The organism is Sphingomonas sp. Leaf67 (genome assembly GCF_001421965.1).
GTDB lineage: Bacteria > Pseudomonadota > Alphaproteobacteria > Sphingomonadales > Sphingomonadaceae > Sphingomonas.
The window spans coordinates 15972-38405 of record NZ_LMLP01000022.1 but is presented as its reverse complement, the minus strand read 5'-3'; the positions used below and the strand labels follow the sequence as shown (position 1 = coordinate 38405).

General features: G+C 65.4%; 23 protein-coding genes and 1 riboswitch. Of the genes, 12 read left to right on the top strand and 11 right to left on the bottom strand.

Going from position 1 to position 22434, the window contains the following annotated elements; genetic code table 11:
- Positions 1–77: 77 nt before the first annotated feature.
- Both ASE90_RS14985 and ASE90_RS14980 read right to left on the bottom strand, forming a co-directional pair.
- On the bottom strand, positions 78–1106 hold the full coding sequence (locus tag ASE90_RS14985; RefSeq protein WP_056002511.1) for a methionine synthase: 1029 nt from the start codon (positions 1104–1106) through the stop codon (positions 78–80).
- Between the two features lie 28 nt (positions 1107–1134).
- Positions 1135–2112 carry a putative oxygenase MesX gene (locus tag ASE90_RS14980; protein WP_056002506.1) on the bottom strand — a complete coding sequence of 326 codons (978 nt, stop codon included), beginning with the start codon at positions 2110–2112 and terminating at the stop codon, positions 1135–1137.
- A gap of 125 nt (positions 2113–2237) precedes the next feature.
- A riboswitch (cobalamin riboswitch) is annotated at positions 2238–2461 on the bottom strand.
- A gap of 208 nt (positions 2462–2669) precedes the next feature.
- On the opposite strand from ASE90_RS14980, the gene ASE90_RS14975 reads away from it, so the two are divergent.
- The 3 genes from ASE90_RS14975 to infC all read left to right on the top strand — a co-directional run bounded on the left by ASE90_RS14975 (position 2670) and on the right by infC (position 6218).
- Positions 2670–3470 carry a hypothetical protein gene (locus tag ASE90_RS14975; protein WP_056002503.1) on the top strand — a complete coding sequence of 267 codons (801 nt, stop codon included), beginning with the start codon at positions 2670–2672 and terminating at the stop codon, positions 3468–3470.
- 138 nt (positions 3471–3608) lie between these two features.
- A complete protein-coding gene (thrS, locus tag ASE90_RS14970) occupies positions 3609–5621 on the top strand; it encodes a threonine--tRNA ligase (protein WP_056002500.1) in 2013 nt (670 codons plus the stop codon).
- Between the two features lie 63 nt (positions 5622–5684).
- Positions 5685–6218, top strand: coding sequence for a translation initiation factor IF-3 (gene infC / locus ASE90_RS14965; RefSeq protein ID WP_055758887.1), 534 nt, complete (start codon positions 5685–5687; stop codon positions 6216–6218).
- 149 nt (positions 6219–6367) lie between these two features.
- On the opposite strand, the gene ASE90_RS20225 is transcribed toward infC, so the two are convergent.
- The 6 genes from ASE90_RS20225 to ASE90_RS14935 all read right to left on the bottom strand — a co-directional run bounded on the left by ASE90_RS20225 (position 6368) and on the right by ASE90_RS14935 (position 12653).
- Positions 6368–7117: a helix-turn-helix domain-containing protein gene (locus tag ASE90_RS20225; RefSeq protein WP_056002496.1), complete on the bottom strand. Its 750-nt coding sequence runs from the start codon at positions 7115–7117 to the stop codon at positions 6368–6370.
- A 211-nt stretch (positions 7118–7328) separates the two neighbouring features.
- Positions 7329–7535, bottom strand: coding sequence for a hypothetical protein (locus ASE90_RS14955; protein WP_056002492.1), 207 nt, complete (start codon positions 7533–7535; stop codon positions 7329–7331).
- A gap of 39 nt (positions 7536–7574) precedes the next feature.
- Positions 7575–10274, bottom strand: coding sequence for a [protein-PII] uridylyltransferase (locus ASE90_RS14950; protein ID WP_235531850.1), 2700 nt, complete (start codon positions 10272–10274; stop codon positions 7575–7577).
- 80 nt (positions 10275–10354) lie between these two features.
- Entirely contained in the window at positions 10355–10912 is a 558-nt protein-coding gene (locus ASE90_RS14945) for a nucleotide exchange factor GrpE (RefSeq protein ID WP_056002486.1), read from the bottom strand.
- Positions 10913–10932: 20 nt separating this feature from the next.
- A complete protein-coding gene (gene hrcA, locus ASE90_RS14940) occupies positions 10933–11973 on the bottom strand; it encodes a heat-inducible transcriptional repressor HrcA (RefSeq protein WP_056002483.1) in 1041 nt (346 codons plus the stop codon).
- Between the two features lie 176 nt (positions 11974–12149).
- Positions 12150–12653, bottom strand: a complete 504-nt coding sequence (locus ASE90_RS14935) for a DUF6438 domain-containing protein (RefSeq protein ID WP_056002481.1) — start codon at positions 12651–12653, stop codon at positions 12150–12152.
- A 117-nt stretch (positions 12654–12770) separates the two neighbouring features.
- Here ASE90_RS14935 and rph point away from each other — a divergent pair, with 117 nt between their 5' ends.
- The 3 genes from rph to ASE90_RS14920 all read left to right on the top strand — a co-directional run bounded on the left by rph (position 12771) and on the right by ASE90_RS14920 (position 14555).
- Positions 12771–13487, top strand: a complete 717-nt coding sequence (gene rph, locus ASE90_RS14930; protein WP_056002477.1) for a ribonuclease PH — start codon at positions 12771–12773, stop codon at positions 13485–13487.
- Positions 13484–14113 carry an RdgB/HAM1 family non-canonical purine NTP pyrophosphatase gene (rdgB, locus tag ASE90_RS14925; protein WP_056002474.1) on the top strand — a complete coding sequence of 210 codons (630 nt, stop codon included), beginning with the start codon at positions 13484–13486 and terminating at the stop codon, positions 14111–14113. The genes rph and rdgB overlap by 4 nt, the downstream gene beginning before the upstream one ends.
- Positions 14114–14339: 226 nt before the next feature.
- The gene (locus ASE90_RS14920) at positions 14340–14555 is read left to right on the top strand and encodes a hypothetical protein (RefSeq protein ID WP_056002471.1); all 216 of its coding nucleotides are present in this window, start codon (positions 14340–14342) and stop codon (positions 14553–14555) included.
- 92 nt (positions 14556–14647) lie between these two features.
- On the opposite strand, the gene ASE90_RS14915 is transcribed toward ASE90_RS14920, so the two are convergent.
- Both ASE90_RS14915 and ASE90_RS14910 read right to left on the bottom strand, forming a co-directional pair.
- Entirely contained in the window at positions 14648–15703 is a 1056-nt protein-coding gene (locus ASE90_RS14915) for a glycosyltransferase family 4 protein (protein WP_056002468.1), read from the bottom strand.
- Positions 15700–16572, bottom strand: coding sequence for a UDP-2,3-diacylglucosamine diphosphatase (locus tag ASE90_RS14910; protein ID WP_056002465.1), 873 nt, complete (start codon positions 16570–16572; stop codon positions 15700–15702). The genes ASE90_RS14915 and ASE90_RS14910 overlap by 4 nt, the downstream gene beginning before the upstream one ends.
- 266 nt (positions 16573–16838) lie before the next feature.
- On the opposite strand from ASE90_RS14910, the gene ASE90_RS14905 reads away from it, so the two are divergent.
- From ASE90_RS14905 to ASE90_RS14885, 5 genes are all read left to right on the top strand, one after another.
- Positions 16839–17525, top strand: coding sequence for a class I SAM-dependent methyltransferase (locus ASE90_RS14905; protein WP_082449873.1), 687 nt, complete (start codon positions 16839–16841; stop codon positions 17523–17525).
- A 31-nt stretch (positions 17526–17556) separates the two neighbouring features.
- Entirely contained in the window at positions 17557–18168 is a 612-nt protein-coding gene (locus ASE90_RS14900) for a hypothetical protein (RefSeq protein WP_056002462.1), read from the top strand.
- A 397-nt stretch (positions 18169–18565) separates the two neighbouring features.
- On the top strand, positions 18566–18850 hold the full coding sequence (locus ASE90_RS14895) for a hypothetical protein (protein WP_056002460.1): 285 nt from the start codon (positions 18566–18568) through the stop codon (positions 18848–18850).
- Positions 18851–19258: 408 nt separating this feature from the next.
- On the top strand, positions 19259–19462 hold the full coding sequence (locus ASE90_RS14890; protein ID WP_235512057.1) for a hypothetical protein: 204 nt from the start codon (positions 19259–19261) through the stop codon (positions 19460–19462).
- A gap of 18 nt (positions 19463–19480) precedes the next feature.
- Positions 19481–19675 (top strand): hypothetical protein, encoded by a 195-nt coding sequence (locus ASE90_RS14885; RefSeq protein WP_056002454.1) that lies wholly within the window; start codon positions 19481–19483, stop codon positions 19673–19675.
- A gap of 21 nt (positions 19676–19696) precedes the next feature.
- Here the strand turns inward: ASE90_RS14885 and ASE90_RS14880 are convergent, their stop codons facing one another.
- Positions 19697–21349: an aminotransferase class III-fold pyridoxal phosphate-dependent enzyme gene (locus tag ASE90_RS14880; RefSeq protein ID WP_056002451.1), complete on the bottom strand. Its 1653-nt coding sequence runs from the start codon at positions 21347–21349 to the stop codon at positions 19697–19699.
- 35 nt (positions 21350–21384) lie between these two features.
- Here ASE90_RS14880 and asd point away from each other — a divergent pair, with 35 nt between their 5' ends.
- A complete protein-coding gene (asd, locus tag ASE90_RS14875; RefSeq protein ID WP_235531849.1) occupies positions 21385–22305 on the top strand; it encodes an archaetidylserine decarboxylase in 921 nt (306 codons plus the stop codon).
- Positions 22306–22434 lie beyond the last annotated feature (129 nt).

The following is a 22434-nucleotide window of genomic DNA, read 5'->3' as shown; positions in this document are numbered from 1 at the left end:
ACGTCATCCGCAGCCGTTAGAGAATGGCATCTACCGTGAATGCTCCCGTATTGACCGCCCCCGTCGCCTATTCCCGGTCAAGCCGCCAATTCCTTGCGGATGATTTCCGCACCGGCACCCAGTGCCTTCAGTTTGCCCCGTGCGACGTCACGCGACAGCGGTGCCATACCGCAATTGGTGGCGGGCAGAAGCTTGTCGGCGTCGACGAAGCGCAGTGCGTTGCGCAGCGTGTCGGCGACCTGCTCGGGCGTCTCGACGGTGTCGGTGGCGACGTCGATCGCGCCGACCATTACCTTCTTGCCGCGGATCAGTTCGATCAGGTCCATCGGCACGCGCGAATTCTGGCATTCGAGCGAAATGATATCGATCGTCGACTTTTGCAGGTTGGGGAAGGTTTCCTCATACTGGCGCCATTCGGAGCCGAGCGTCTTCTTCCAGTCGGTATTCGCCTTGATGCCATAGCCGTAGCAGATGTGAACGGCGGTTTCAGCCTTCAGTCCTTCGGCCGCGCGCTCCAGCGCGGCGATGCCCCAGTCATTGGCTTCGTCGAAGAAGACGTTGAACGCGGGTTCGTCGAACTGGATGATATCGACGCCGGCCGCCTCCAGCTCGCGGGCTTCCTCGTTGAGGAGGCAGGCGAATTCCCACGCCAGTTTCGCGCGACTCCGATAGTGCGCGTCGTACAGGGTGTCGATCATCGTCATCGGTCCCGGCAGCGTCCATTTGATCGGCTGTTCGGTCTGGGCGCGCAGGAAACGGGCGTCGTCGACGAAGACCGGCTTCGGCCGCGAGACGGCGCCGACGACCGTCGGCACGCTGGCGTCGTAGCGGTTGCGGATGCGTACCGTCTCGCGCTTCTCGAAATCGACGCCGTCCAGATGCTCGATGAAGGTCGTGACGAAATGCTGGCGGGTCTGTTCGCCGTCACCGAGAATGTCGATCCCCGCCTGCCGCTGATCGTCGACCGCCAGACGCAAGGCGTCCTGCTTGCCCGCGATCAGTTCGTCGCCCTCCAGTTTCCACGGTGACCACAGGGTCTCGGGCCGGGCGAGCCAGGAAGGCTTGGGCAGGCTGCCCGCGGTGGTCGTCGGCAACAGGGTCGTCATGATGCAAAATCCTCCGTGTAGCTGGGAATCACAGGCCGCAGGTCGCGGACCAGCGCCGGAGCGCGGCGCCATGCGGCTTGATGACATGCTCCTCGGCAAACTTGCCCTGCCGGGCGGCGAGCCGGCTGCGCTCCTCGCGATCATAGAGGATGCGGGTCAGCGAATAGTCCTGATAGGTCAGGCTCGGCCGATAGTGCTCGGCGGCTACCGAATTGGCGTTGTAGATCTCCGGCCGATAGATCTTCTGGAAGGTCTCCATCGTGGCGATGGTGCTGGCCAGTTCGAGGTTGGTGTACTCGCTGACCAGATCGCCGATATGATAGAAGGCCAGCGGCGCGACGCCGTGCGGCGGCATGAAGTAGCGCACCGTCATGCCCATCTTCGCGAAATAGGCGTCGGTCGCGGAGGAACGGTCGGTGCGATATTCGACGCCGAGGATCGGATGCGTGTTGGCGGTCCGGTGATAGACTTCCTTGCTCGACACGCTCAGGCAGATGACCGGGGCCTTGCGGAAACGGTCGCGATAGGCGCCGGAACCGAGGAACTGCTTGAACAGATTGCCGTGCAGGTCGCCAAACCCCTCCGGCGCGCCGCTGCCCCCGGCCTTGAAGTGATCCGGCAGGACGACGCTGAAGTCATAGTCCCGGACATAGGAGGAGAAATTGTTGCCGACCATGCCGTCGGTCCGCTCGCCGCGGGTCCGGTCGATAACGACCGTGTGCAGGATCTCGATCAGCGGGAAGGGTTCGGCGTCCTTGCCGGTCCGAAGCGCGGCCGAGACGATCGTCAGCTCCAGCGCGTAGCGATCCCCCGTAGGATTGTCCCAGTGCATCAGCGCGTTGAAGCGATGGTCGATCATCGCCAGCGTGTTGCGCAGATTTTCCTGCCGGCTTGTCCCCCGTGCGAGATTGGCGAAGTTGGTGGTGATGCGCGTGTTGTCGGCCGGACGATATTCCTCGTCGAAGGACAAGCTGCTGAGCGCAAACGTGAAGCCGCTATTCGTCATGACTCACCCAAGCTTTGCGGGCGGGAGGTCTGGCGAAAGCGCGCAGGGTACGGACGGGCCGGGAAGGCATCACGCCACGGACCGTCGCATCAAGCGCGATCCACCGGAGGAACCCCCGTCCGAGGAACGTTATGGCGTCGAAAGGCAGGTCTCCTGGCTCACGGGTCACTGCGGTGGCTCCGGCCTTCCCAGGCTCCTTGCGGGAACCCAGTGACACGAAATGGAGCCGCCGCTCGCCGCTTACAGTTGCGGGGGCAGCGCCGGATTCTGCCCCGAAGGACACCACCGGCTTCCCGTCTTAGCCCCATCGCCACGCCTGGGATGGGGAACCTCGACATGGGCGTTCAACACCATCGGGCTAGGGCTGTCAATGACGATATAAAGATATCTTTATATGACGGTGATGTTCTCTGCGAGAAGATGGGTACGGCGATGATGACCGCTATACAGGACGACGCTCGACAATCTCTCGCGCCACGCGCGCCGTTTGTCGGTTGGCCGGCAATACGCGTTCTTTCCCGTCGCCCTTGCGCTTCGGCTGCGCTAGGGGCTTCGGCGTGGCGACGCAGGTGATTCAACAACGGTTCTCCGCGCAAAGCCCGTCGCCGCTGTCGCGGCGCCTGACGACGCTGGTGCTGGTCGTCGCGATCCATGTGCTGATCCTGTTGCTGTTGCTGCGCATCGCCCCCACGATGATGTCGCCGCCGCCGGGTGAAAAATCGCCGCTGGTCGTCGACATGCTGCCCGCCGACCGGGTCGCGCCCGCCGCCGCCCCGGCCAAACAGGTTCAGCGCAAGGCCGCCGCCGGCAGCGCCGCGAGCGCCCCGCCCACCGCGACGGTGTCACCGCCGCCCGAGGTTCCGCCGCCCCCGCCGGTCCCCGCCGACCGTTCGTCCGACGTCTGGTCAAAGGTCATTCCGATGACCGGCCGCGAGTTCGCACGGGCCGCCATCACCCCCGGCACCCGCAGCGCGGAGGGGGTCGGCACCGGCAGTGCGACGAGTGACAGCGGCGACGGCGATGCGGAGGCCGATACCGGCGGCGGCAGCGGTGGCGGCGAGCGCCTTTACGCCGCCGACTGGTACCGCCGCCCGACCCATACCGAGCTGGCGACCTATCTGCCCCGCCGCGCGCAACCGGGCTGGGGCGAGGTCGCGTGCCGGACCATTCCCAACAATCAGGTGACCGATTGCCGCGAAATCGGCCAGTCGGCGCGGGGATCGGGCCTGGCCGGCGCGGTGCGCCAGGCGGCGTGGCAGTTCCGCATCCTGCCGCCGCGCGTCGGCGGGCGGCCGCTGATCGGCAGTTGGGTCCGCATCCGGATCACCTATACCGACGCGGGCGCGGCGGTGGAGTGATCCCCTGACGCTTGCCGCCATTCCGGCCTTCGCCGGAAGGACGGTGCGGGCGAGTGGCAGCGCGCGTGTCCTTGCTCTCCCCGCCCCCAGCGGCTAGTCGGCAGGCGTTTATCTCCCTCGCATGTCAGGTCGCTTCGCATGTCCGCATTGTTCCGCATCACCCTCCCCGACGGTGCCGTCCGTGAGGTGACGCCGGGCACTACGCCGGCCGACATCGCCGCCGCGATCTCGCCGGGTCTGCGCAAGGCGGCGATCGCCGCGCGGGTCGACGGGCAGGTGCGCGACCTGAACCGACCGTTCGACGGCGATGCGTCGCTGGCGCTGGTGACGACGAAGGACGAGGCCGATGCGCTCGAACTGCATCGCCACGACTTCGCGCACGTCCTCGCCGAAGCGGTGCAGACGCTGTATCCGGGTACGCAAATTACCTTCGGTCCGGCGACCGACGACGGCTTCTATTACGACTTCGCGCCCGCGCCGGGCCGTGGGCCTTTCACCGACGAGGATCTACCACTGATCGAGGCAGAGATGCGCAAGATCATCGCGAAGGGCGAGAAGTTCGAGCGCGAGGTCGTGACCCGCCAGCAGCTGATCGACCGCTGGACGCAGCAGGGCGAGACCTTCAAGGCGGAGTGGGCCGCCGAACTGCCCGAGGGTGAAGAGCTGACCATCTACCGGCAGGGCCAGTGGCTCGACATGTGCCGCGGGCCGCACCTCGAATCGACGGCGAAGCTCGATCCGCAGGCGTTCAAACTGACCCGCGTGTCGGGTGCCTATTGGCGCGGCGACCAGAAGAACGCGATGCTTAGCCGTATCTACGGCACCGGATGGCTGTCGAAGAAGCAGCTCGACGCGCATCTGACCCGGCTGGAGGAGGCCGCCAAGCGCGACCATCGCAAGCTGGGCGCGGAGATGGACCTGTTCCACCTCCAGTCCGAAGCGCAGGGCTCGGTCTTCTGGCACCCCAAGGGGTATATGATGTGGCGGCAGCTGGAGGCGTATATGCGCCGCCGGCTTGACGCGACCGACTATCAGGAAGTGAAGACGCCGCAGCTGATGGACGCGCGGCAATGGGAACAGTCGGGCCATTGGGGCAAGTATCGCGAGAATATGTTCGTGGTGCCCGACGAAATCCCGAATACCGAGGACGAGGGCGCGATCGTCAGCGCCGATGCCGACATGATGGCGTTGAAGCCGATGAACTGCCCGGCGCACGTCCTGATCTTTCGTCAGGGGATCAAGTCGTATCGCGACCTGCCGATCCGCATGGCCGAATTCGGCTGCTGCCACCGCAACGAACCGCATGGCGCGCTGCACGGCATCATGCGCGTCCGCCAGTTCACGCAGGACGACGCGCACATCTTCTGCCGCGAGGATCAGCTGGTGCAGGAGGTTCGCGACTTCTGCGAACTGCTCGACTCGGTCTATCGCGATCTGGGCTTCACCGATTATGCAGTGAAGCTGGCGCTGCGCCCGGAGAAGCGCTTCGGGTCGGATGCGATGTGGGACACGGCCGAGGCGGAACTGCGCGAGGCGGTGCTGTCGTCGAACCTGTCCGAGGACATCAAGGCGAAATTCGAGGAACTGCCAGGCGAAGGGGCCTTCTATGCGCCCAAGCTCGAATTTCACCTGACCGACGCGATCGGGCGGACATGGCAGGTCGGCACAATCCAGTCGGACCGGGTGCTGCCCGAACGACTCGACGCGACCTATGTCGGCGAGGACGGCAATCGCCACCGCCCGGTGATGCTGCACCGGGCGATCCTCGGCACGTTCGAACGCTTTCTCGGCATCCTGATCGAGCATCATGCGGGCCGCATGCCGATGTGGCTGTCGCCGGTGCAGGCGGTGGTCGCGACGATCGTGTCCGATGCCGACGACTATGCCGACGAGGTCGCGGCGGCGCTGAAGGCGGCGGGTATCCGGGTGGAAACCGACCTGCGCAACGAGAAGATCAACTACAAGGTGCGCGAACACTCGCTCGCCAAGGTCCCGGCGCTGGTCGTGGTCGGCAAGCGCGAGGCGGAGGAACGCACCGTCGCGCTGCGCCGTCTGGGCAGTCAGGGACAGTCGGTCATCACGCTCGACGAACTGGTCGCAATGCTGTCGTCGGAATCGCTGGCACCCGATCTTGCGCGGAACCTTTCGTAATCGTGCAGAATTGACTATATAGAAGTTTCGAACACTGAAGGAGCAGCACCTATCCGTCCGCCCATGATGCGTCGCCCGAATGCGCCGCCGCCGATGAACGGCCCCCGATTCAACGAGTTCATCCAGTCGCCGAAGGTCCGCGTGATCGACCATGAGGGCGAGAATCTGGGTGTGATGTTCACGCGCGAAGCGATGGCGCAGGCGCAGGAGGTCGGACTCGATCTGGTCGAGGTGTCGCCGAACGCCGACCCGCCCGTCGCGAAGTTCCTCGACGTGGGCAAGTTCAAGTACGAGGCGCAGAAGAAGGCGAACCTCGCGCGCAAGACCCAGAAGACGCAGGAGATCAAGGAGATCAAAATGCGTCCGAACATCGACGATCATGATTATGATACGAAGATGAAGAAGGTCGAGCAGTTCATCACCGAAGGCGACAAGGTGAAGGTCACGATGCGCTTCCGCGGGCGCGAGCTGAGCCACGGCCAGCTCGGCATGGCGGTATTGCAGCGTGTCGCCGAAGCGACGCAGGAAATCGCCAAGGTCGAAGCCTATCCGCGCATGGAAGGCCGACAGATGCTGATGGTGTTGTCGCCGAAATAAGCGCCGGTTCGTCCGACGTGCGATATTGAACAGCCGCCATGTCTTTGCGTGGACGTGGCGGCTTTTCCGTTTGTCGGGTTGCGCTGGTTTGCATGGGAGCGCTTGGGGAAGGCCCGAACGCCCGCGCGCGGTTTGATCGGCTCAAAGAGTCATCGACATAATTCGCGACAGGACCGCGCGACCATGAAGCGCCACTCGACGTCGCTGCCCGTCAGCCGGACCGTACGCTCGACGACCCGCAGCGGCTCATTCGGAAATTGGTTGGACTCATAGGAAAGTGCTGCCGTCGATGGGGTATCAACCTTCGGCACAAGTGTGCGCCCTGCCAGCGAGCGCGACCGGAAATCTTCCTGTCCGGTTCCGCTGATTTGCCAATAATAACCGCTGCCAAACCGGATGAAACGCTCGTCGGCCACCGGATTTCGGAGAATGATTTCGCCGTCTGGCGCAATCTCGGCGGCAGTGAGCAACGCGTTCAGTACTGCGTCGAGTTGCTGGTCATACTCTCGAATGAGCCGTTGATCCCCGGCGGCAGGAGTAGATCGTTCCAAAGGCTGCCACATAAGTGCCAGCAGGGTTGCCGCGATAAGGCTCATAGCGATTGCTCCCAATACCAATGGACGAATGAACGTCGATTGACCTCCACCAGCACTGGACGCGAGGGCCGGCGTCTGGGGTACGGCTTGCTGGTACCCTTCTGCCGCGTCGAGCATCTGCGCGGCTTGCAAGGAGGATGCGACACCCAGTTTCAGGCGCGCCATTTTCAGCCGCTTTTCGACCGCGTGATGCGAAATGCCCAGATCGACGGCGATCTCCTTGGCAGACTTGTGCTGGAGCCATTGCCTCAGACAGACCTTTTCCCGCTCGGTCAGCTTGGCCAGATCATTACCGCTTTCCATGTCCCGCCGGATAGGATGCGTTCATCCGCCGGGAAAGTACGGTCGTCTGGTACTTTGCCGACCGATCGGGATCATTGCTGTTCCTTACCGATGGCAGTCGGGCATCGAGGCAAGTACGCGCTTCCGTAAACCGAGGCCGGACTCTGCCGCCCCCAGTCCAGAGCATTCACACTTCCTGCAGTCTGCCGACTGGGCGAACCGGCATCGCCGCTCAATCGCCGCCGCCACCCCCACCGTCGCAGCCACCACCGTCGCTGCCGCAGTCCGCCGACGTGCTGGCCCCGTCGAACCATCCGAAAATGAGGTCTCCCCCGTCATCTGCCCCGGCATGGCGGAGCTTGCGACGGTGCGATGCGATCGCGACGAGGGCGATCAGCAGCACGGCGATGACCAGTACGGCCAGCAGGATCAGGTCCATAACCCGATCCTGCTGCAATCCCTATCGATTCGCAAGGGATTACGCGAAGGCGCTGAAATCCTTGCCTGCCGCCGCGTCGAGCATCCGTCGTTCGAGCGACTTCAGCCGCAACTGGCCGGTGATGCGGTCGCCGGTCAGGTCGGTGACGTAGAAGGTGTCGACCGCGCGTTCGCCATAGGTGGCAACGTGGGCGGAGTGCAGCGTCACCTTCGACTGGAACAGCGCCTGCGCCAGATGGTGGAGCAGCGCGGGCCGGTCGCGGGCATTGACCTCGATCACGGTGAAGCGATTCGACGCGGCATTGTCGATCAGGACGTTCGGCTCGATCGGGAAGGCATCGGCGCGCGGGCGGGACAACGGCTTGGCGGCCAACCGGTCGGTCAGCTTCATCCGGTTGGCGAGCGCGTCGGCGATGGTGGTCTTCAGCCGCTGCAACTGCCCCGCTTCGTCGAACGGACCGCCGAGCGGATTCTGGACGAGGAAATTGTCGAGCGCCATGCCGGTACGGGTCGTATGGATGCGCGCATCGATGATGTTGCCGCCCGCCGCGTGGATCGCCCCGGCGATGCGGTAGAACAGCCCCGGATGATCGGCGGCATGGACCGTGACGACGGTCGCGCCGCGATCCTCGTCGACGCTGGTTTCGATCGTCAGGCGCACGTCGCCCGCCTGATCGACCATCCGCGCATTGGCGGCGATCACGTCGTCGGGCTCGGCGATCCAATAGGCGGGCGGCAGGTGCCGGACATAGGCCGCCAGCGTATCCTTGTCCCAACCCAGCGTCTCACGCAGCCGTTCCTGCTTTTCGGCGATGCGTTCGTCACGTCCGCGCTGCTTGTGGCCCAGGCGCAGCACCTCCTCGGCGGTTTCGAACAAGGTGGTCAGCAACTGCCGTTTCCACCCGTTCCACGTTCCGGGACCGACTGCGCGGATATCGACGACGGTCAGGACCAGCAGCATGCGCAGCCGCTGCGGCGATTGCACGACGCTGGTGAAGTCGAGGATCGTCTTAAAGTCACTAAGGTCACGCTTGAACGCCGTTGCCGACATCAACAGGTGATAGCGGACCAGCCATGCCACCGTCTCGGTCTCGGCCGGGGTCAGGCCCAGCCGGGGGCAAAGTCGTTCGGCGACTTCGGCACCGAGGATCGAATGGTCGCCGCCACGCCCCTTGGCAATGTCGTGGCACAGCACCGCGACGAACAGCGCGCGCCGCTGGACGATGCCGCCGAACAGGGCGGTCGACAGCGGATGCTCCTCACGACAGATGCCGCGTTCGACCTGCGACAACAGGCCGATCATGCGGATCGTGTGCTCGTCGACGGTGTAATGGTGGTACATGTCGAACTGCATCTGCGCGACGATGCGGCCGAAATCGGGAATGAAGCGGCCGAACACGCCGCATTCGTTCATCCAGCGCAGCACCAGCTCGGGATCGCGCGGGGACGTCAGCACGTCGAGGAACAGCTGGTTGGCGCGGGGGTGCGAACGAACATGCGCCGCCATGCGCGCGTCACGTGAGGCCGCGCGCATTGCCAGCGGATGGATTTCCAGCCCGTGCAGATCGGCAAGCGCGAAGATTTCGATCAACCGGACGGGGTCCTGCGCGAAGAAATCGTCCTTGGGCAGCGCGAGACGCCCGCGGTCGAGCACGAAGCCGTTCAACCGCCGCGGCCGCCGCCGCAGGCGCGGGAAACCGAACCGGCTGCCCCGCGCGGCATAGGTTTCGTCGAGATGGCTGAGGAACATACCCGTCAGGTCGCCGACCCGCTTCGCCTGCAGGAAATAATATTGCATGAAGCGTTCGACGCGCGATTTGCCGACCCGGTCGCTGTAGCGCATCCGTGTCGCGATCTCGGTCTGCACGTCGAACGTCAGCCGTTCCTCGGCACGGCCGGTGATGAGATGGAGGTGACAGCGCACCGCCCACAGAAAATCCTCGGCCCGGTTGAACTTGCGCAATTCGGGCGCACTCAGCAGGCCGACCCGCACCAGATCGGCGGCGCGGCGGACGTTATAGGCGTATTTGCCGATCCAGAAGAGGGCGTGCAGGTCGCGCAGCCCCCCCTTCCCCTCCTTCACATTGGGTTCGACGACATAGCGGGTATCGCCCATCCGCTTGTGCCGGGCATCGCGCTCGGCCAGTTTTTCGGCGATGAAGGTGCGCGCGGTCCCGTCCTGCACCTCGTTCTTGAAGCGCTGCGCCGCCTCGGCATAGAGCGTCGTATCGCCCCACACATAGCGCGCCTCGACGAGCGCGGTGCGGATCGTGACGTCGCCCTTCGCCTGCCGCACCATTTCGTCGAGCGAACGCGACGAATGGCCGACCTTCAGCCCCAGATCCCACAGCGCGTAGAGGATCGATTCGATGATCTGTTCGGACCATGGCGTCTGCTTCCACGGCGTCAGCACGCCGATATCGACGTCCGAATGCGGGGCCATTTCCCCCCGGCCATAGCCGCCGACCGCGATCAGCGTCATCCGTTCGGCCGCGGTCGGATTATGGTTCGGGTGGACGTGTTCGACGATGAAGCCGGTGAGCGCGACGAGGATCGCATCGGTCAGATACGCATAGGCGGCGGACGTCTCCAGCCCGTGGCTGGGGTTGGCATTCAGCCGCCGTTCGATCTCCGCCCGGCCACGCACCATCGCGTCGCGCAGCACGGCGGTCGCGGCACGACGCAGTGCCGTGCCGTCCTGACCGCCTGTGCAGAGTGCCGCGAGCGACGCCGCCAGCACCGCCGGCTCGACGATCGCCTCCGGGTGGACGATCCGTTCGAACCGGGGCGGCGTGGCGAGGTCGGGCCGAACCGTGTCGCTCAGGCCCCGCCCTCCGGCGTCTTGGCCACGCCGACCAGCGCCGGCCGCAGCAACCGGTCGCGGATCATGTAACCGGTCTGGATTTCCTGCACGACGGTGCCCGGTGCGACGTCGTTCGACGGCACCTCGAACATCGCCTGATGCTTGTTGGGGTCCAGCGCTTCGCCGACTGCCACCATCTTGGTGATGCCATGGCGACCGAAGATGCTTTCCAGCTCGCGCCCGGTCGCTTCGAGGCCGACGATCAGGCCCTTCAGCCGGTCGTCGCCGCGCAGGTCGTCGGGGATCGCCGACAGCGCGCGCGACAGATTATCGGCCACCGACAGGATGTCGCGCGAGAACGCCGTCGCGGCATAGGCGCGGGCGTCGGCCACTTCCTTTTCGGCGCGGCGGCGCACATTCTGCAGATCGGCACGGGCGTACAGGGTTTCGGCCTGCGAATCGGCCAGCTTCGCTTCGAGGTCGGCGAGGCGATCCGCTTCGGCGACTTCGGGCGCGGCCTCGGCGGTGGCTTCGCGCAGGTCGTTCGTATCGTCGTTGGCGGGAGTGTCGTTCATTCCGGTCTCTTCTTGTCCTGTCAGCCGAGCAGCCGCGTCAGGGTCGCGGCGGTGAAATCCACCATGGGCACGACGCGCGCATAGTTCAACCGGACAGGCCCGATCACGCCGACGACGCCGACCACGCGCCCGTCCAGCGCGCGGACCGGCTTGGCGATGACCGACGATCCGGTCAATGCGAACAATTTGTTTTCCGATCCGATGAAGATGCGCGCGGCATCGCCGTCCTGTGCCGATTCGAGCAGGCGGGCGATCTCTTCCTTGCCCTCCAGTTCGTCGAGCAACTGCCGCACGCGGTCGAGATCATGGGCGGCGGCGGGATCGATCAGCCGGGCCTGTCCGCGCACGATCAGCACCGGGCGATGCCCGCCATCCTCGCTCCACATCGCCAGACCAGCCTCGACCAGCGCGCGGGCGGTCGTATCGAGTTCGGCACGTTCCTGCCCGATCTCGCGCAGGATGCGCGCGCGGGCCTCGCTCAAGGTCAGGCCGGACAGCCGCGCCGTCAGGTAATTGCCCGCCTCGACCAGGGCAGTGACGCTGGTCCCGGTCGCGACATCGAGGACGCGGTTCTCGACCGATCCGTCGGCCCCGACCAGCACCGCCAGCGCGCGGGTGCCCGACAGCGGCACGAACGACACCTGTTTGAGCACCGGTTCGCGCTTGGGGACCAGCACCACGCCGGCACTGGCGGACAGGCCGGACAAGGCAGCGGCGGTGCCGGCCAGTGCCTCCTCGACCGGGCCGGCGGTATCGGCCTGCGCCTCGATCGTCGCGCGTTCCTGCGCGGAGGGCTCCATCGCGTGCATCATGCCGTCGACGAACAGGCGGAGACCCGTTTCGGTCGGCATCCGCCCGGCGCTGACATGCGGTGCGGCGAGCAGGCCGGCTTCCTCCAGATCCTGCATTACCCCGCGGATCGATGCGGGCGAGAGGTTCAGGCCGGACAGTTGCGCGATGGTCCGCGACCCGACCGGCGCACCGGTCGACAGATAGCTGTCGACCACGATCCGAAACACGTCGCGGGCGCGGTCGGTCAATTCACGGATCGGTTGGGCCATGGGGGGAATGTAGGGTGGCGCGACGCTTTGCGGAACCCAAATCCTCCCCGCTCGCGGAGAAGGGGACCGCCGCGAAGCGGTGGTGGAGGGGTTGGTCGTGCAACGCAGCCGTGCCGTGTGCCGACACCCCCCTCCACCATGCTGTGCATGGTCCCCCTCCCCGTGCCGGGGAGGAGTTAGTTGGCGGCGATGAAGCTTGTGATCGGCAATTCCTTCACCGCCCCCCGCAGCGCCGCGCCGGTCCGGCCGTCATCCGCCGCGCCGCAGCCGAAATAATAGGATAGCCGCTGCGACGCGCCGCTGATCTCGTTCCAGCGGATATCGACCGAGGGCATGTCGGTCGGCGCATTCTCGCATCCCGGCTGGCCCGGTTGCAGCAGCCGGTCGCCCTGCGCTGGACGATAGGGGCGTATCTTGGCGGCGAACGCCCGATATTGCGCCGGCGTCGCGCGGAACACGCGCGTACCGGTGACCGCCGTAAAGCGCCGCCCCTCGAACACCCCCGAACCGTCGGGCTGAATGGTCACCGAATAGACTGGGCAGGTGCCGAAGCACGGCGATGTCTCATAGGTGATCGTCTCGCGCTCGATCGCGACCGGCGCGCCTTCGGTGGTCGTATTGCCGACCGCCATGACGCAGCCGCCGAGTATCGGCAGCAGTCCCAAGGCAATGATCTTCATGAAGTGGCTCCCTGTTGCGGACCCGTCGTTCCGGACCCGTCACAGCGGCGTACCGCGCGGCGACTGGCGCGGCGATGAACGGACGGCTAGGACTTCACGAAATTTCAGGAGATTCCCATGCGCCCATCCGGCCGCGCCCCCGACGAAATGCGCAGCATCACGATCCAGACGAACTTCACCCGCCATGCCGAAGGATCGTGCCTGATCGGATTCGGCGATACCAAGGTGCTGGTCACCGCATCGCTTGAGGAACGCCTGCCGCCATGGCTGCGCGGCAAGGGCGAAGGCTGGGTGACGGCGGAATATGGGATGCTCCCCCGCGCCACCCATACCCGCAGCAGCCGTGAGGCGGCCAAAGGCAAGCAGTCGGGCCGTACGCAGGAAATCCAGCGGCTGATCGGGCGCTCCCTTCGGGCAGTGGTCGACCTGAAGGCGCTGGGCGAGCGGCAGATCACGCTCGATTGCGACGTGATCCAGGCTGATGGCGGCACCCGCACCGCGTCGATCTCCGGCGCGTGGGTCGCGCTGCGGCTCGCGGTCGACGGGCTAATGCGCGAAGGCAAGCTGGAGGTCGATCCGATCAGCCGGCAGGTCGCGGCGGTCAGCTGCGGCATCCATCAGGGTACGCCGGTGCTCGACCTCGACTATATCGAGGATTCGGCCGCCGATGCCGATGCCAATTTCGTGCTCACCAGCGATAACAACATCGCCGAGGTACAGGCCACCGCCGAGGGCGCATGCTATGACGAGGAGGCGCTGTTGCGTCTGCTGCGCCTCGCCCGCATCGGCTGCGGTCGCATCTTCGCCGAACAGCTGCGGGCGACCGGCCGATGAGTGGCGAGGGCAAGGAGCCACAGGCGATCCGCAAGTTACAACCGGGCAAGCTGGTGATCGCCAGCCATAATCCCGGCAAGATCCGCGAGATCGCGGCGCTGCTCGGGCCATATGGCGTCACCCCGATCTCGGCGGGCGAGCTCGACCTGCCCGAACCGGAAGAGACCGGCACGACCTTCGTCGCCAATGCCGAGCTGAAGGCGTTGCAGGCCGCCGACCTGTCGGGCCTGCCGGCACTGGCCGATGACAGCGGGCTGTGCGTCGAGGCATTGAACGGCGAGCCGGGCATCTTTTCGGCCCGCTGGGCCGGGGCGTCCAAGGACTTCACCGCGGCGATGCGGCTGGTCGAGGACCGGATGCAGGCGACCGGCCCGGATCACAGCCGCGCGGCGCACTTCGTCTGCGCGCTCGCGCTCGCATGGCCCGATGGTCATGTCGAATGGTTCGAAGGGCGCGTCGACGGCAAGCTGGTCTGGCCGCCGCGTGGGGAACATGGCTTCGGCTATGACCCGATGTTCGTTCAGGACGGCATGAACCAGAGCTATGGCGAGATCGATCCCGATCACAAGCATTCGATCAGCCACCGTGCCGATGCCTTTGCGCAGTTGGTGAAGGCGGTGTTCTGAGAGGCTGTTTGAAAACGCGCGGTTGCGCGTTTTGTGGTGCCGGTCCGCTCCCCCGCCCGACCACCCATTGAGTGTACCCTGTGGGTGGCCGGGCGGGGGAGCGGGCCGGCACCGCCTTGAAACTCGCCCTTCCGCGAGTTTCCAAACGGACTCCAAGGCCGGATCGGGCGTACCGAAGGGAACGCCCGCCCGCGTCCGGGCATTGGACGCCCCGAAAGGAATTCCCATGCCCGACGCGATCACCGAAACCCGCCACCGCGAGATCGCGGTCGAGCATCTGCTGTTCTGGACGATGCGCTATGTCGAGGAACAGCATCCCGGCCTGCTCGATTCGCTGGAGGCCAGCCTCGACAAGCTGGGCGACCCGAGCCCGGGCGGCGACAAGAATGACGGGGCCGTGCGGCATATAGCCGCGAAGATGATCGCCGGCGCACGGGGCTGAACCGGCCGTTCGTCACCCCGGACCCAAGCGGTTCGTCGGCGATCAGGGGTGACGGGTGCGGCCGGGAACCCGGTGCGGAGGAACGCTCTTCGCTACGCAGCCACCGCCGCACCATCTGTCGTCAGGCCGGCATCGACCAAATTGCCGACGAACTGGTCGGTGCAGTGCGACCAGCAATAGCCGGTGCCGACACGGACGCAGGCGTCGCGGTCAGCAATGATCGCCTGTTCGACCGCCGCTGCCAGATCGGCGTCGAGCGCGCCGACGCGTCCGCTGCCGCCGCCCGTGCCGTCCAGCCCGATCACGTCGAGTGGCCCCGGCACCGGATAGGCGGCAACCGGCGTGCCGCAGGCCAGCGCCTCGATCATGACGAGGCCGAACGTGTCGGTGCGGCTGGGAAAGACCAGCACATCGGCAGCGCGATAGGCAGCGGCGAGCGCCGCGCCCTGCTTCACCCCAACGAATTGCGCCAGCGGATAGCGCCGCTCCAGATCGGCGCGCGCCGGGCCGTCGCCCACCAGCAGCTTGGTGCCCGGCGTATCGAGCGCGAGGAACGCCTCGATATTCTTTTCGATGGCGATGCGCCCGACATGGAGCAGGATCGGGCGCGGTAGCGTCGCCACGTCGAGCTGCGCGCCATCGGGCTTGAACAGCGACAGGTCGACCCCGCGCGACCAGCGCCGGGTATGGGCGATGCCGTGGTCGTGGAGCGCGCCGGCGACGCGCGCGGTCGCGGTCATCACCCCGCTGGCGGCGGCATGGAAACGGCGCAGGAACGGCCAGAACAGCCCGGCGGGCAGGTGCGTGCGCATCGCCAGATAGTCGGCGAAATTGGTGTGGAAAGAGGTCGTGAAGCGCGCCCCCCGCCCCCGGCACCAGCGCCGTGCAGCCCAGCCGAGCGGTCCTTCGGTCGCGATATGGATCGCGTCGGGGTGAAAGGCGGCCATCCGACGGCCGAGCTCGGAACCGCAGCCGAACGCCAGCCGGATCTCGGGATAGCCGGGGCATGGCCGGGAGGCGAAACCGTCGGGGGTGAAGGTTTCGACCACATGGCCGCGGTGTTGCAGACGAGAGATCGTCGTTTGCAGCGTGCGGACGACGCCGTTGACCTGCGGGCTCCACGCATCGCTGACGATGGCGATCCTCACGCGGTGGCGACCGCCCGGCCGGCATCGACGGCCTTGCCGTTCGACCTTGCCAGTTCCCGTTCCCACGTCTCGGCACGCCAGTCGATCAGCGACAGTGCCCCTTGATGGTCCTCGACCAGCGCGGTGCAGCTCTCCACCCAGTCGCCGTCGTTATAATACATGATGTCGCCGATCTGGCGGATTTCGGCGGTGTGGATATGGCCGCACACCACGCCGTCGACGCCATGTTCGGCGGCGGCATGGGCGACGGTTTCCTCGAACCGGCCGATGAAATTGACCGCGTTCTTGACCCGGTGCTTGGCATAGGCTGACAGCGACCAATAGGGGAGGCCGAGCTTGCGCCGCGCGAAGTTCCAGACGCTGTTGGCCTTCAGCAGCGCGGTGTAGGCATGGTCGCCGAGAAAGGCGAGCCACTTGGCATAGAGCACCACGCCGTCGAACTTGTCGCCGTGCAGCACCAGCAGGTGGCGGCCATCGGCGGTTTCGTGGATATCCTCCTCGACCATTTCGACGCCGCCGAATTCGAGACCGGTATAGTCGCGAAACGCCTCGTCATGATTGCCGGGGATGTAGATGACGCGGGTGCCGCGCCGCGCGAACTTCAGGATCGATCGGATCACGTCGTTATGGCTCGACGGCCAGTACCAGCCGCGCCGGATCTGCCAGCCATCGACGATGTCGCCGACCAGATACAGCGTCTCGCATTCGAACGAATGGAGGAAGTCGACCAGTTGCGTCGCACTGCATCCCGGCGTGCCGAGATGGACGTCGGAGATGAAGACGGTGCGATAGGACTTTTTCGGACCCTCGGCACGATAGCTTTGCGGGTCGTTGATCCAGTCGGGAATCTTGCGCGCGAGGGACTTCACGGTCGCGGCCGATGAATTATGCCGATTGGTCCGGGATACAGATGCCGTCGTCATCGTACTTCTCCACGCCAGTGGACGGGACTTGCGTCCCTGCGATGATGTCGCTGTAGCGATGCCGCGCGACAATTGTATTTCGCGCGTGTGACGGCGAGTTCCATCAAACTGAAACCTTGCTGACACGTCCGCGACATTGGCGTGTCATCGACGCACGTCATCTTATCGGGCCAGACAAGCCCGGTGCGGCACTGGACAAGGAAACTCTCGGATTGGCTCAGGAACTGAACCGCCTCGGCGTGGCGACCGCCTATGATCGCTGGGCACCGATCTACGATCTGGTCTTCGGTCCGGTGTTCAAGCGCGGGCGTCGTGCCGCGATCGATGCCGCCGAAACGGTCGGCGGTCGCATCCTCGAGGTCGGCGTCGGCACCGGCATCTCGCTGCCGCATTACCGTGCCGACAGCCGGATCACCGGCATCGATATCGCCGACCAGATGCTCGACAAGGCGCGCGACCGGGTTCGCCGGCTAAAGCTGAACCATGTCGAACGGATCGCGATCGGCGATGCCGAGGCGCTGGACTTCGCCGATGCGTCGTTCGACGTGGTCGTCGCGCAATATGTCGTGTCGGCAGTGCCGCATCCCGACCGCGCACTGAGCGAATTCCTGCGCGTGGTGCGGCCCGGCGGCATGATCGTGATCGCGACCCGGCTGGGTGCGGAGGCGGGGATGCGGGCGAAGATCGAGCGCGTGCTGATGCCGATCACCAGCCGGCTGGGCTGGCGCACCGATTTCCCATGGTCGATCTATGGCGACTGGGCGGCGCGCAACCCGCAGGCGGAACTTATCGAGCGCCGCCCGCTCCCCCCGCTCGGCCATTTCTCGCTGGTCTGCTTCCGGCGCGCGGCGGGCGTGCAGGACAACCACCCGACGCCCGCGCACGCCGCGACCGCCTGAACCCAAACCCTTTTCATCAAAGGCTTATTCGATGTCCGGATTCAAGGAAGCGCTGAAGGAACAGCGGTGGGACGATCATCGCTACTACCATCACAGCATCATCAACCAGGCGCTGCATTTCGTCAGCGCGACGACGTTCCTGATCGCCTATGTCGTGGTGTGGATCGACCCGGCGGTCGCCAGCCTGCTCGGCTGGCTGGTGGCGATGACCGCGCGGCAATCGGGGCATTTCTTCTTCGAACCCAAGACCTACGATCATCAGAATCAGGCGACGCACGAACATAAGGAAGAGATCAAGGTCGGCTACAACCTGTTCCGCAAGGTAGTGTTCATGGGGCTGTGGGCGGCGACGCCGATCCCGCTGCTGATCGATCCGACCTTCTTGGGGCTGTTCGAACCGCATGTCGGCTTTGTCGGGTTCCTGCGACATCTGGCGCTGCTGTGGCTGGCGTTCGCGGTCGGCGGGTTGTTGTTCCGGGTGGTACAGCTGTTCGTGCAGCGCGACGTGATGACCGGGCTGGTGTGGGCGACGAAGATCGTGACCGATCCCTTCAACGACTTCATCCTGTATCGCAAGGCGCCGGTGCAGCTGTTGAAGGGCGCGCGGATCGACACCGATTTGCAAGAAGCGGCGCGCCGGTAAGGGAATAGCGAAGCTATCCACGAACCTTCAGGCGCGCCCGGCCGGCGGCGCGAAAAGCACCGTTCGACGGGCATTGCCCGTGGCCGGGCCTGAAAACACAGCGTTTTTCGGCCAAAGGTCACAAAAGTCACACTCGCGGCCGGTTTGCACCTTTGCGAACCAGTCGCATCGTTTTACGCGAGAACGATCGACGAAGAGAAAGAACGGCCAGCAGTGTGACGAACGACCCACTTGTAGGAAAGCGGCGTGTTGGCCGGTCGAGTAGAAGCCGGTAGGCTCCCGTCGCGATCGAACAGGATAGTCGCAGCCGTCAATACGATAGGAGGGGGCGGTGGCTTCGTTATCCGACTTCATAGCGGTCTATCGCACGATGGGGCCCGCAAGGTTCTTTTGCTGCATGGCCATTATCATCGCGATCGGGGTCGGCACCGTAGGCGTATATGAGTGGCTTTCGATCAAGCTGGGATGGCCTGATCGTTATGGCTTGTATTGTTATAGCCGGGAATGTCTTTGGGTTGAGCTATTCCATAGCGGACGTCTTCTCCATAATGGACGTTGGGACGAACTGCTTCTGTTCGTTTGGCTGTGGATGATCCCCGGTACCTTCATTGTCGCGGCGGCCATCGTCCTGATGAAACGTCGGACCACACATCGGCGGAACCGGATCAAACCGATGCGGTAGAAATGGGGATAGTCGTTCGACATGAGAACCATATCTATGTGTGATGCAGGGCCCAATTCTATCCGAATGCTACTGATCGGCCACTCACTCCCGATGCGATGCGCGGGTTGATCCGACCTTTTGCGGCATCTGAGAGCCCCATGCACGTTTCTTCTGCTTCCACTGGCATCCAACAGACGCAAAAACCGCAGGACAGCAGAAAGCCCCAAACCCCTCTGGTTTGCCGCCGCCGGCACCCCATATACGATTCGGTTCACCCGGTATCGACCGAACGGCCCTGCTACCGGCGCCGGCTGGTTACTTCTTCCCGCGTGGCCCGGCTGGTCCGCATGCTCGAAATATGAATGGATCTGCATGCAGGACGATTGGCGCCGGGGCGCTTCGACCCCGACCACGACATCGCGCGCGATGAATGTCAGCATCGCCCAGGCCGATGTGGTGGCGTTGTGCCGCAAGCATGACGCATCGATCAGCGCCATCGAGACACTGCATTCGGGGGGCACGCATGTCGTGCTGCGGAACGGCGAAGGTGCCGACAAGATGCGCAAGGCGTTCGGCAAGAAGGTCATCACCGGTGCCGTCGTGCGAACGCCGTGGGTGCGGAACGGCTGAGCAGACGGGCGACAGCGCGTGGCTCGCGAAACGCCGGCGTTGACGCGGGCAATCGAACTGGCCGCCACCGGCGACTATATTTCGGTGAATCATATCCGACAGGCACTGCGCCGCGAGGGCTTTACCACGCTGGCGCAGGATCTGTCGGGACCGGTGGCCAACCGGGCGATCATCGACGCGTTGCAGGCGGCAATGGCGCAGCGTCGCCAATAGGCCGGGACGGGTCGGGGATGCCTATCCCCGACCCAGCCGCCGCGACAGGGTTTCCTTCAGCACCTGCCGCCGCAACATCTTGTTGGTCGTGCCGGGGGTGCTCCACCACCAGCCATCGGCCTGACACGCCTGTGCCGCCTGTACGAAGCGCGCGACGACCTCGGCAAACGCCGCATCGTCGTAATTCAGGCTGAAGATCAGGCGGCCGGTGCCGACCCAGCTGAGCGCCAGCCCTTCGGCACGGCAGTAATATTGCAGCATCCAGTTGTAGCGCGACGGCACGGTGTAGCCGATCGTCCAGACCGTCTGCATGCCGGTGGCGCGGACCGGCAGGTCGGCCTGCGCCATCGCGGCGTTGAACTGGTCGATGCGCGCGTCCCAGCGGGCGTCGACGTTCGCGTACATCGCCTGCACCTCGGGCGAATCGAGGCGTTCGAGGAACACGTCCATCGCCCCCATCACATAGGGATGCGCGTTGAAGGTGCCGCGCGCGAAGCAGATGTCGGCGGGCTGGTCGGGACGGAAACGCTTCATCAGATCGGCCCGGCCGCATACGACGCCGACCGGCAGACCCCCGCCCAGCGTCTTGCCATAGGTGACCATGTCGGGCTGCACGCCGAACGCCTCGGCCATGCCGCCCTTTGCCAGTCGGAAGCCCATGAAGACTTCGTCGAAGATCAGGACGATGCCGGCTTCGGTACAAACTTCCCGCAAGCGCACCAGCCAGTCGCGATAGGCGGCGCGGTCGAGATGCGCGCAGCGGCTGCTGTCGATCAGCGTCCCGTCCGACGGCGCGCCCTTGTTCGGGTGCATCGCCTGTAGCGGGTTGACCAGCACGCAGGCGATATCCTTGCGCGTCGCCAGCACATGCAGCGTCCGGTCGGACATTTCGGACAGGGTCAGCGTGTTGTCGGCCGGGGTCGGGTTGCCGATGCCCGGCTGCACATCGCCCCACCAGCCATGATAGGCCCCGGCGAAGCGCACCAGCCGGCGGCGGCCGGTGTGATAGCGCGCGAGGCGCACCGCCTGCATGACGGCTTCGGTGCCGGACATGTGGAACGACACCTCGTCCATGCCGCTGATCGTGCGCAGCCGGGCGACATTGGCGGCGATGACCGGGTGATAGGTGCCGAGCACCGGCCCCAGATCGGCGACGCGCGCGCTGCCCTCCGCAATACAGTCCTTGTAGAAATCATGGCCGAACAGGTTGACGCCGTAGGAGCCGGCAAGGTCGTGGAAGACATTGCCGTCGAGGTCGGTGGCGGTGACGCCCGACGACGATTGGTAGAAGGCTCCGGTGGCGAGGCGTTCGCGGACCAGCCGGCTGAACTGGAACGGTACGCGGTAGCGGCCGGTGAATTGCAGGTCGGACAGGCCTTCGCGCAATTCCTTCGTCGCGGCGACCGTTTTCGCGAATCGGGTTTCGTAGAGCGCGGACAGGCGGTCGAAGCCGGCGCGACGCCGGGCGGCGATGTCGGCCGGGGCGTCGTCGGCGGCAAAGAAGCGCGCGTCGTAATAGTCGTAGAAGGCGATCGCCCTCGCGATCCGCTGTCCCCAGCGGACATGGCCGGTCAGCGAGCCGTGTTTGGCACGGCTGAGCGCGAGGCGGGCGCGGCCCTTGGTAGCGACGAGACCGGCGGTACCGGCGGCGAGCACGATGGCGAGTGGCGACATGACTGTCGCGAATATGACCCGATGGGGAAATATTGATGACGGCCATGGACGATATCCGCCCCGCCCCGCCCACGCCCGTGAATTCCGCCCTGTCGCGCGCCATTGCGAAGCTGACCGACATCGAATCGGTCAATTACGCGCTGACCAACTGGCTGCCGCGACGCAGCGCCACGCGGGCGATGGGCTGGCTGAGCAAGGTCGAACATCCGCTGGTCGCGCGCAGCCTGATCGCGGTGTGGCGAATCTTTTGCGATGTCGACCTGTCCGATGCGGCGGAGGCGCGGTGGCCGTCGCTGCACGCCGCGTTCATCCGGCGGCTGCGGCCGGGGGCGCGGACGTTCCGCGCGCCGGCGCATCAATTGTCTTCACCGTCGGACGGGATCATCGTCGCCAGTGGCCGGATCGACGGTGACAGCATCATTCAGGCCAAGGGGCGGCGCTATTCTATCAGTGAGCTGACCGGCGGCGAGGGAGAGGCGTATATCGGCGGCAGTTTCGTGACGCTGCGGCTGACGGCGGGGATGTATCACCGCTTCCATGCGCCACAGGATGCGGTGGTCGAACGGGTGCGCTACTTTCCCGGCGACTGTTTCAACGTCAATCCGCCCGCGCTCAATCGCGTCGACCGGCTGTATTGTCGCAACGAACGCGCGACGGTGCGGCTGCGGCTGGACGACGGGACGCCGGTGCTGCTGGTGCCGGTCGCTGCGATCCTGGTCGCGGCGATCCGGCTGACCTTCCTCGATACCGTCAAGCTGCTGCGCGAACGGGCCGATCCGGTCGCGACGCTGGCGACGCCGGTCGTGCAGGGGGAGGAGATGGGCTGGTTCGAACATGGCTCGACGATCGTGATGCTGACGCCCGCGCCGTTCGTGACGGCGGCGGGGGTGGCGACCGGCGACCGAGTGCGCGCGGGGGACGTGTTGTTCGATCGGGTGGTGATCGAGGACATCTAGGGCGGATCAACGATCGACCGGAACGTCGGCGGCTTCACTGCCCTTCCCGACCAGCGAGGGGAGAAGAAGGCGTGGACCGTTCCACCCCTCCCGGCCTAGAAGACGGCGACTGTCTTTCCGGGGAGCCTC

Excerpts from the sequence above, each read along its gene's own strand:
- ASE90_RS14985 (WP_056002511.1), bottom strand. The coding sequence starts at position 1,106 with ATGACGACCCTGTTGCCGACGACCACCGCGGGCAGCCTGCCCAAGCCT.
- ASE90_RS14980 (WP_056002506.1), bottom strand. The coding sequence starts at position 2,112 with ATGACGAATAGCGGCTTCACGTTTGCGCTCAGCAGCTTGTCCTTCGAC.
- thrS (WP_056002500.1), top strand. The coding sequence starts at position 3,609 with ATGTCCGCATTGTTCCGCATCACCCTCCCCGACGGTGCCGTCCGTGAG.
- infC (WP_055758887.1), top strand. The coding sequence starts at position 5,685 with ATGATGCGTCGCCCGAATGCGCCGCCGCCGATGAACGGCCCCCGATTC.
- ASE90_RS20225 (WP_056002496.1), bottom strand. The coding sequence starts at position 7,117 with ATGGAAAGCGGTAATGATCTGGCCAAGCTGACCGAGCGGGAAAAGGTC.
- ASE90_RS14955 (WP_056002492.1), bottom strand. The coding sequence starts at position 7,535 with ATGGACCTGATCCTGCTGGCCGTACTGGTCATCGCCGTGCTGCTGATC.
- ASE90_RS14945 (WP_056002486.1), bottom strand. The coding sequence starts at position 10,912 with ATGAACGACACTCCCGCCAACGACGATACGAACGACCTGCGCGAAGCC.
- hrcA (WP_056002483.1), bottom strand. The coding sequence starts at position 11,973 with ATGGCCCAACCGATCCGTGAATTGACCGACCGCGCCCGCGACGTGTTT.
- ASE90_RS14935 (WP_056002481.1), bottom strand. The coding sequence starts at position 12,653 with ATGAAGATCATTGCCTTGGGACTGCTGCCGATACTCGGCGGCTGCGTC.
- rph (WP_056002477.1), top strand. The coding sequence starts at position 12,771 with ATGCGCCCATCCGGCCGCGCCCCCGACGAAATGCGCAGCATCACGATC.
- rdgB (WP_056002474.1), top strand. The coding sequence starts at position 13,484 with ATGAGTGGCGAGGGCAAGGAGCCACAGGCGATCCGCAAGTTACAACCG.
- ASE90_RS14920 (WP_056002471.1), top strand. The coding sequence starts at position 14,340 with ATGCCCGACGCGATCACCGAAACCCGCCACCGCGAGATCGCGGTCGAG.
- ASE90_RS14900 (WP_056002462.1), top strand. The coding sequence starts at position 17,557 with ATGTCCGGATTCAAGGAAGCGCTGAAGGAACAGCGGTGGGACGATCAT.
- ASE90_RS14895 (WP_056002460.1), top strand. The coding sequence starts at position 18,566 with ATGGCCATTATCATCGCGATCGGGGTCGGCACCGTAGGCGTATATGAG.
- ASE90_RS14890 (WP_235512057.1), top strand. The coding sequence starts at position 19,259 with ATGAATGTCAGCATCGCCCAGGCCGATGTGGTGGCGTTGTGCCGCAAG.
- ASE90_RS14880 (WP_056002451.1), bottom strand. The coding sequence starts at position 21,349 with ATGTCGCCACTCGCCATCGTGCTCGCCGCCGGTACCGCCGGTCTCGTC.
- asd (WP_235531849.1), top strand. The coding sequence starts at position 21,385 with ATGACGGCCATGGACGATATCCGCCCCGCCCCGCCCACGCCCGTGAAT.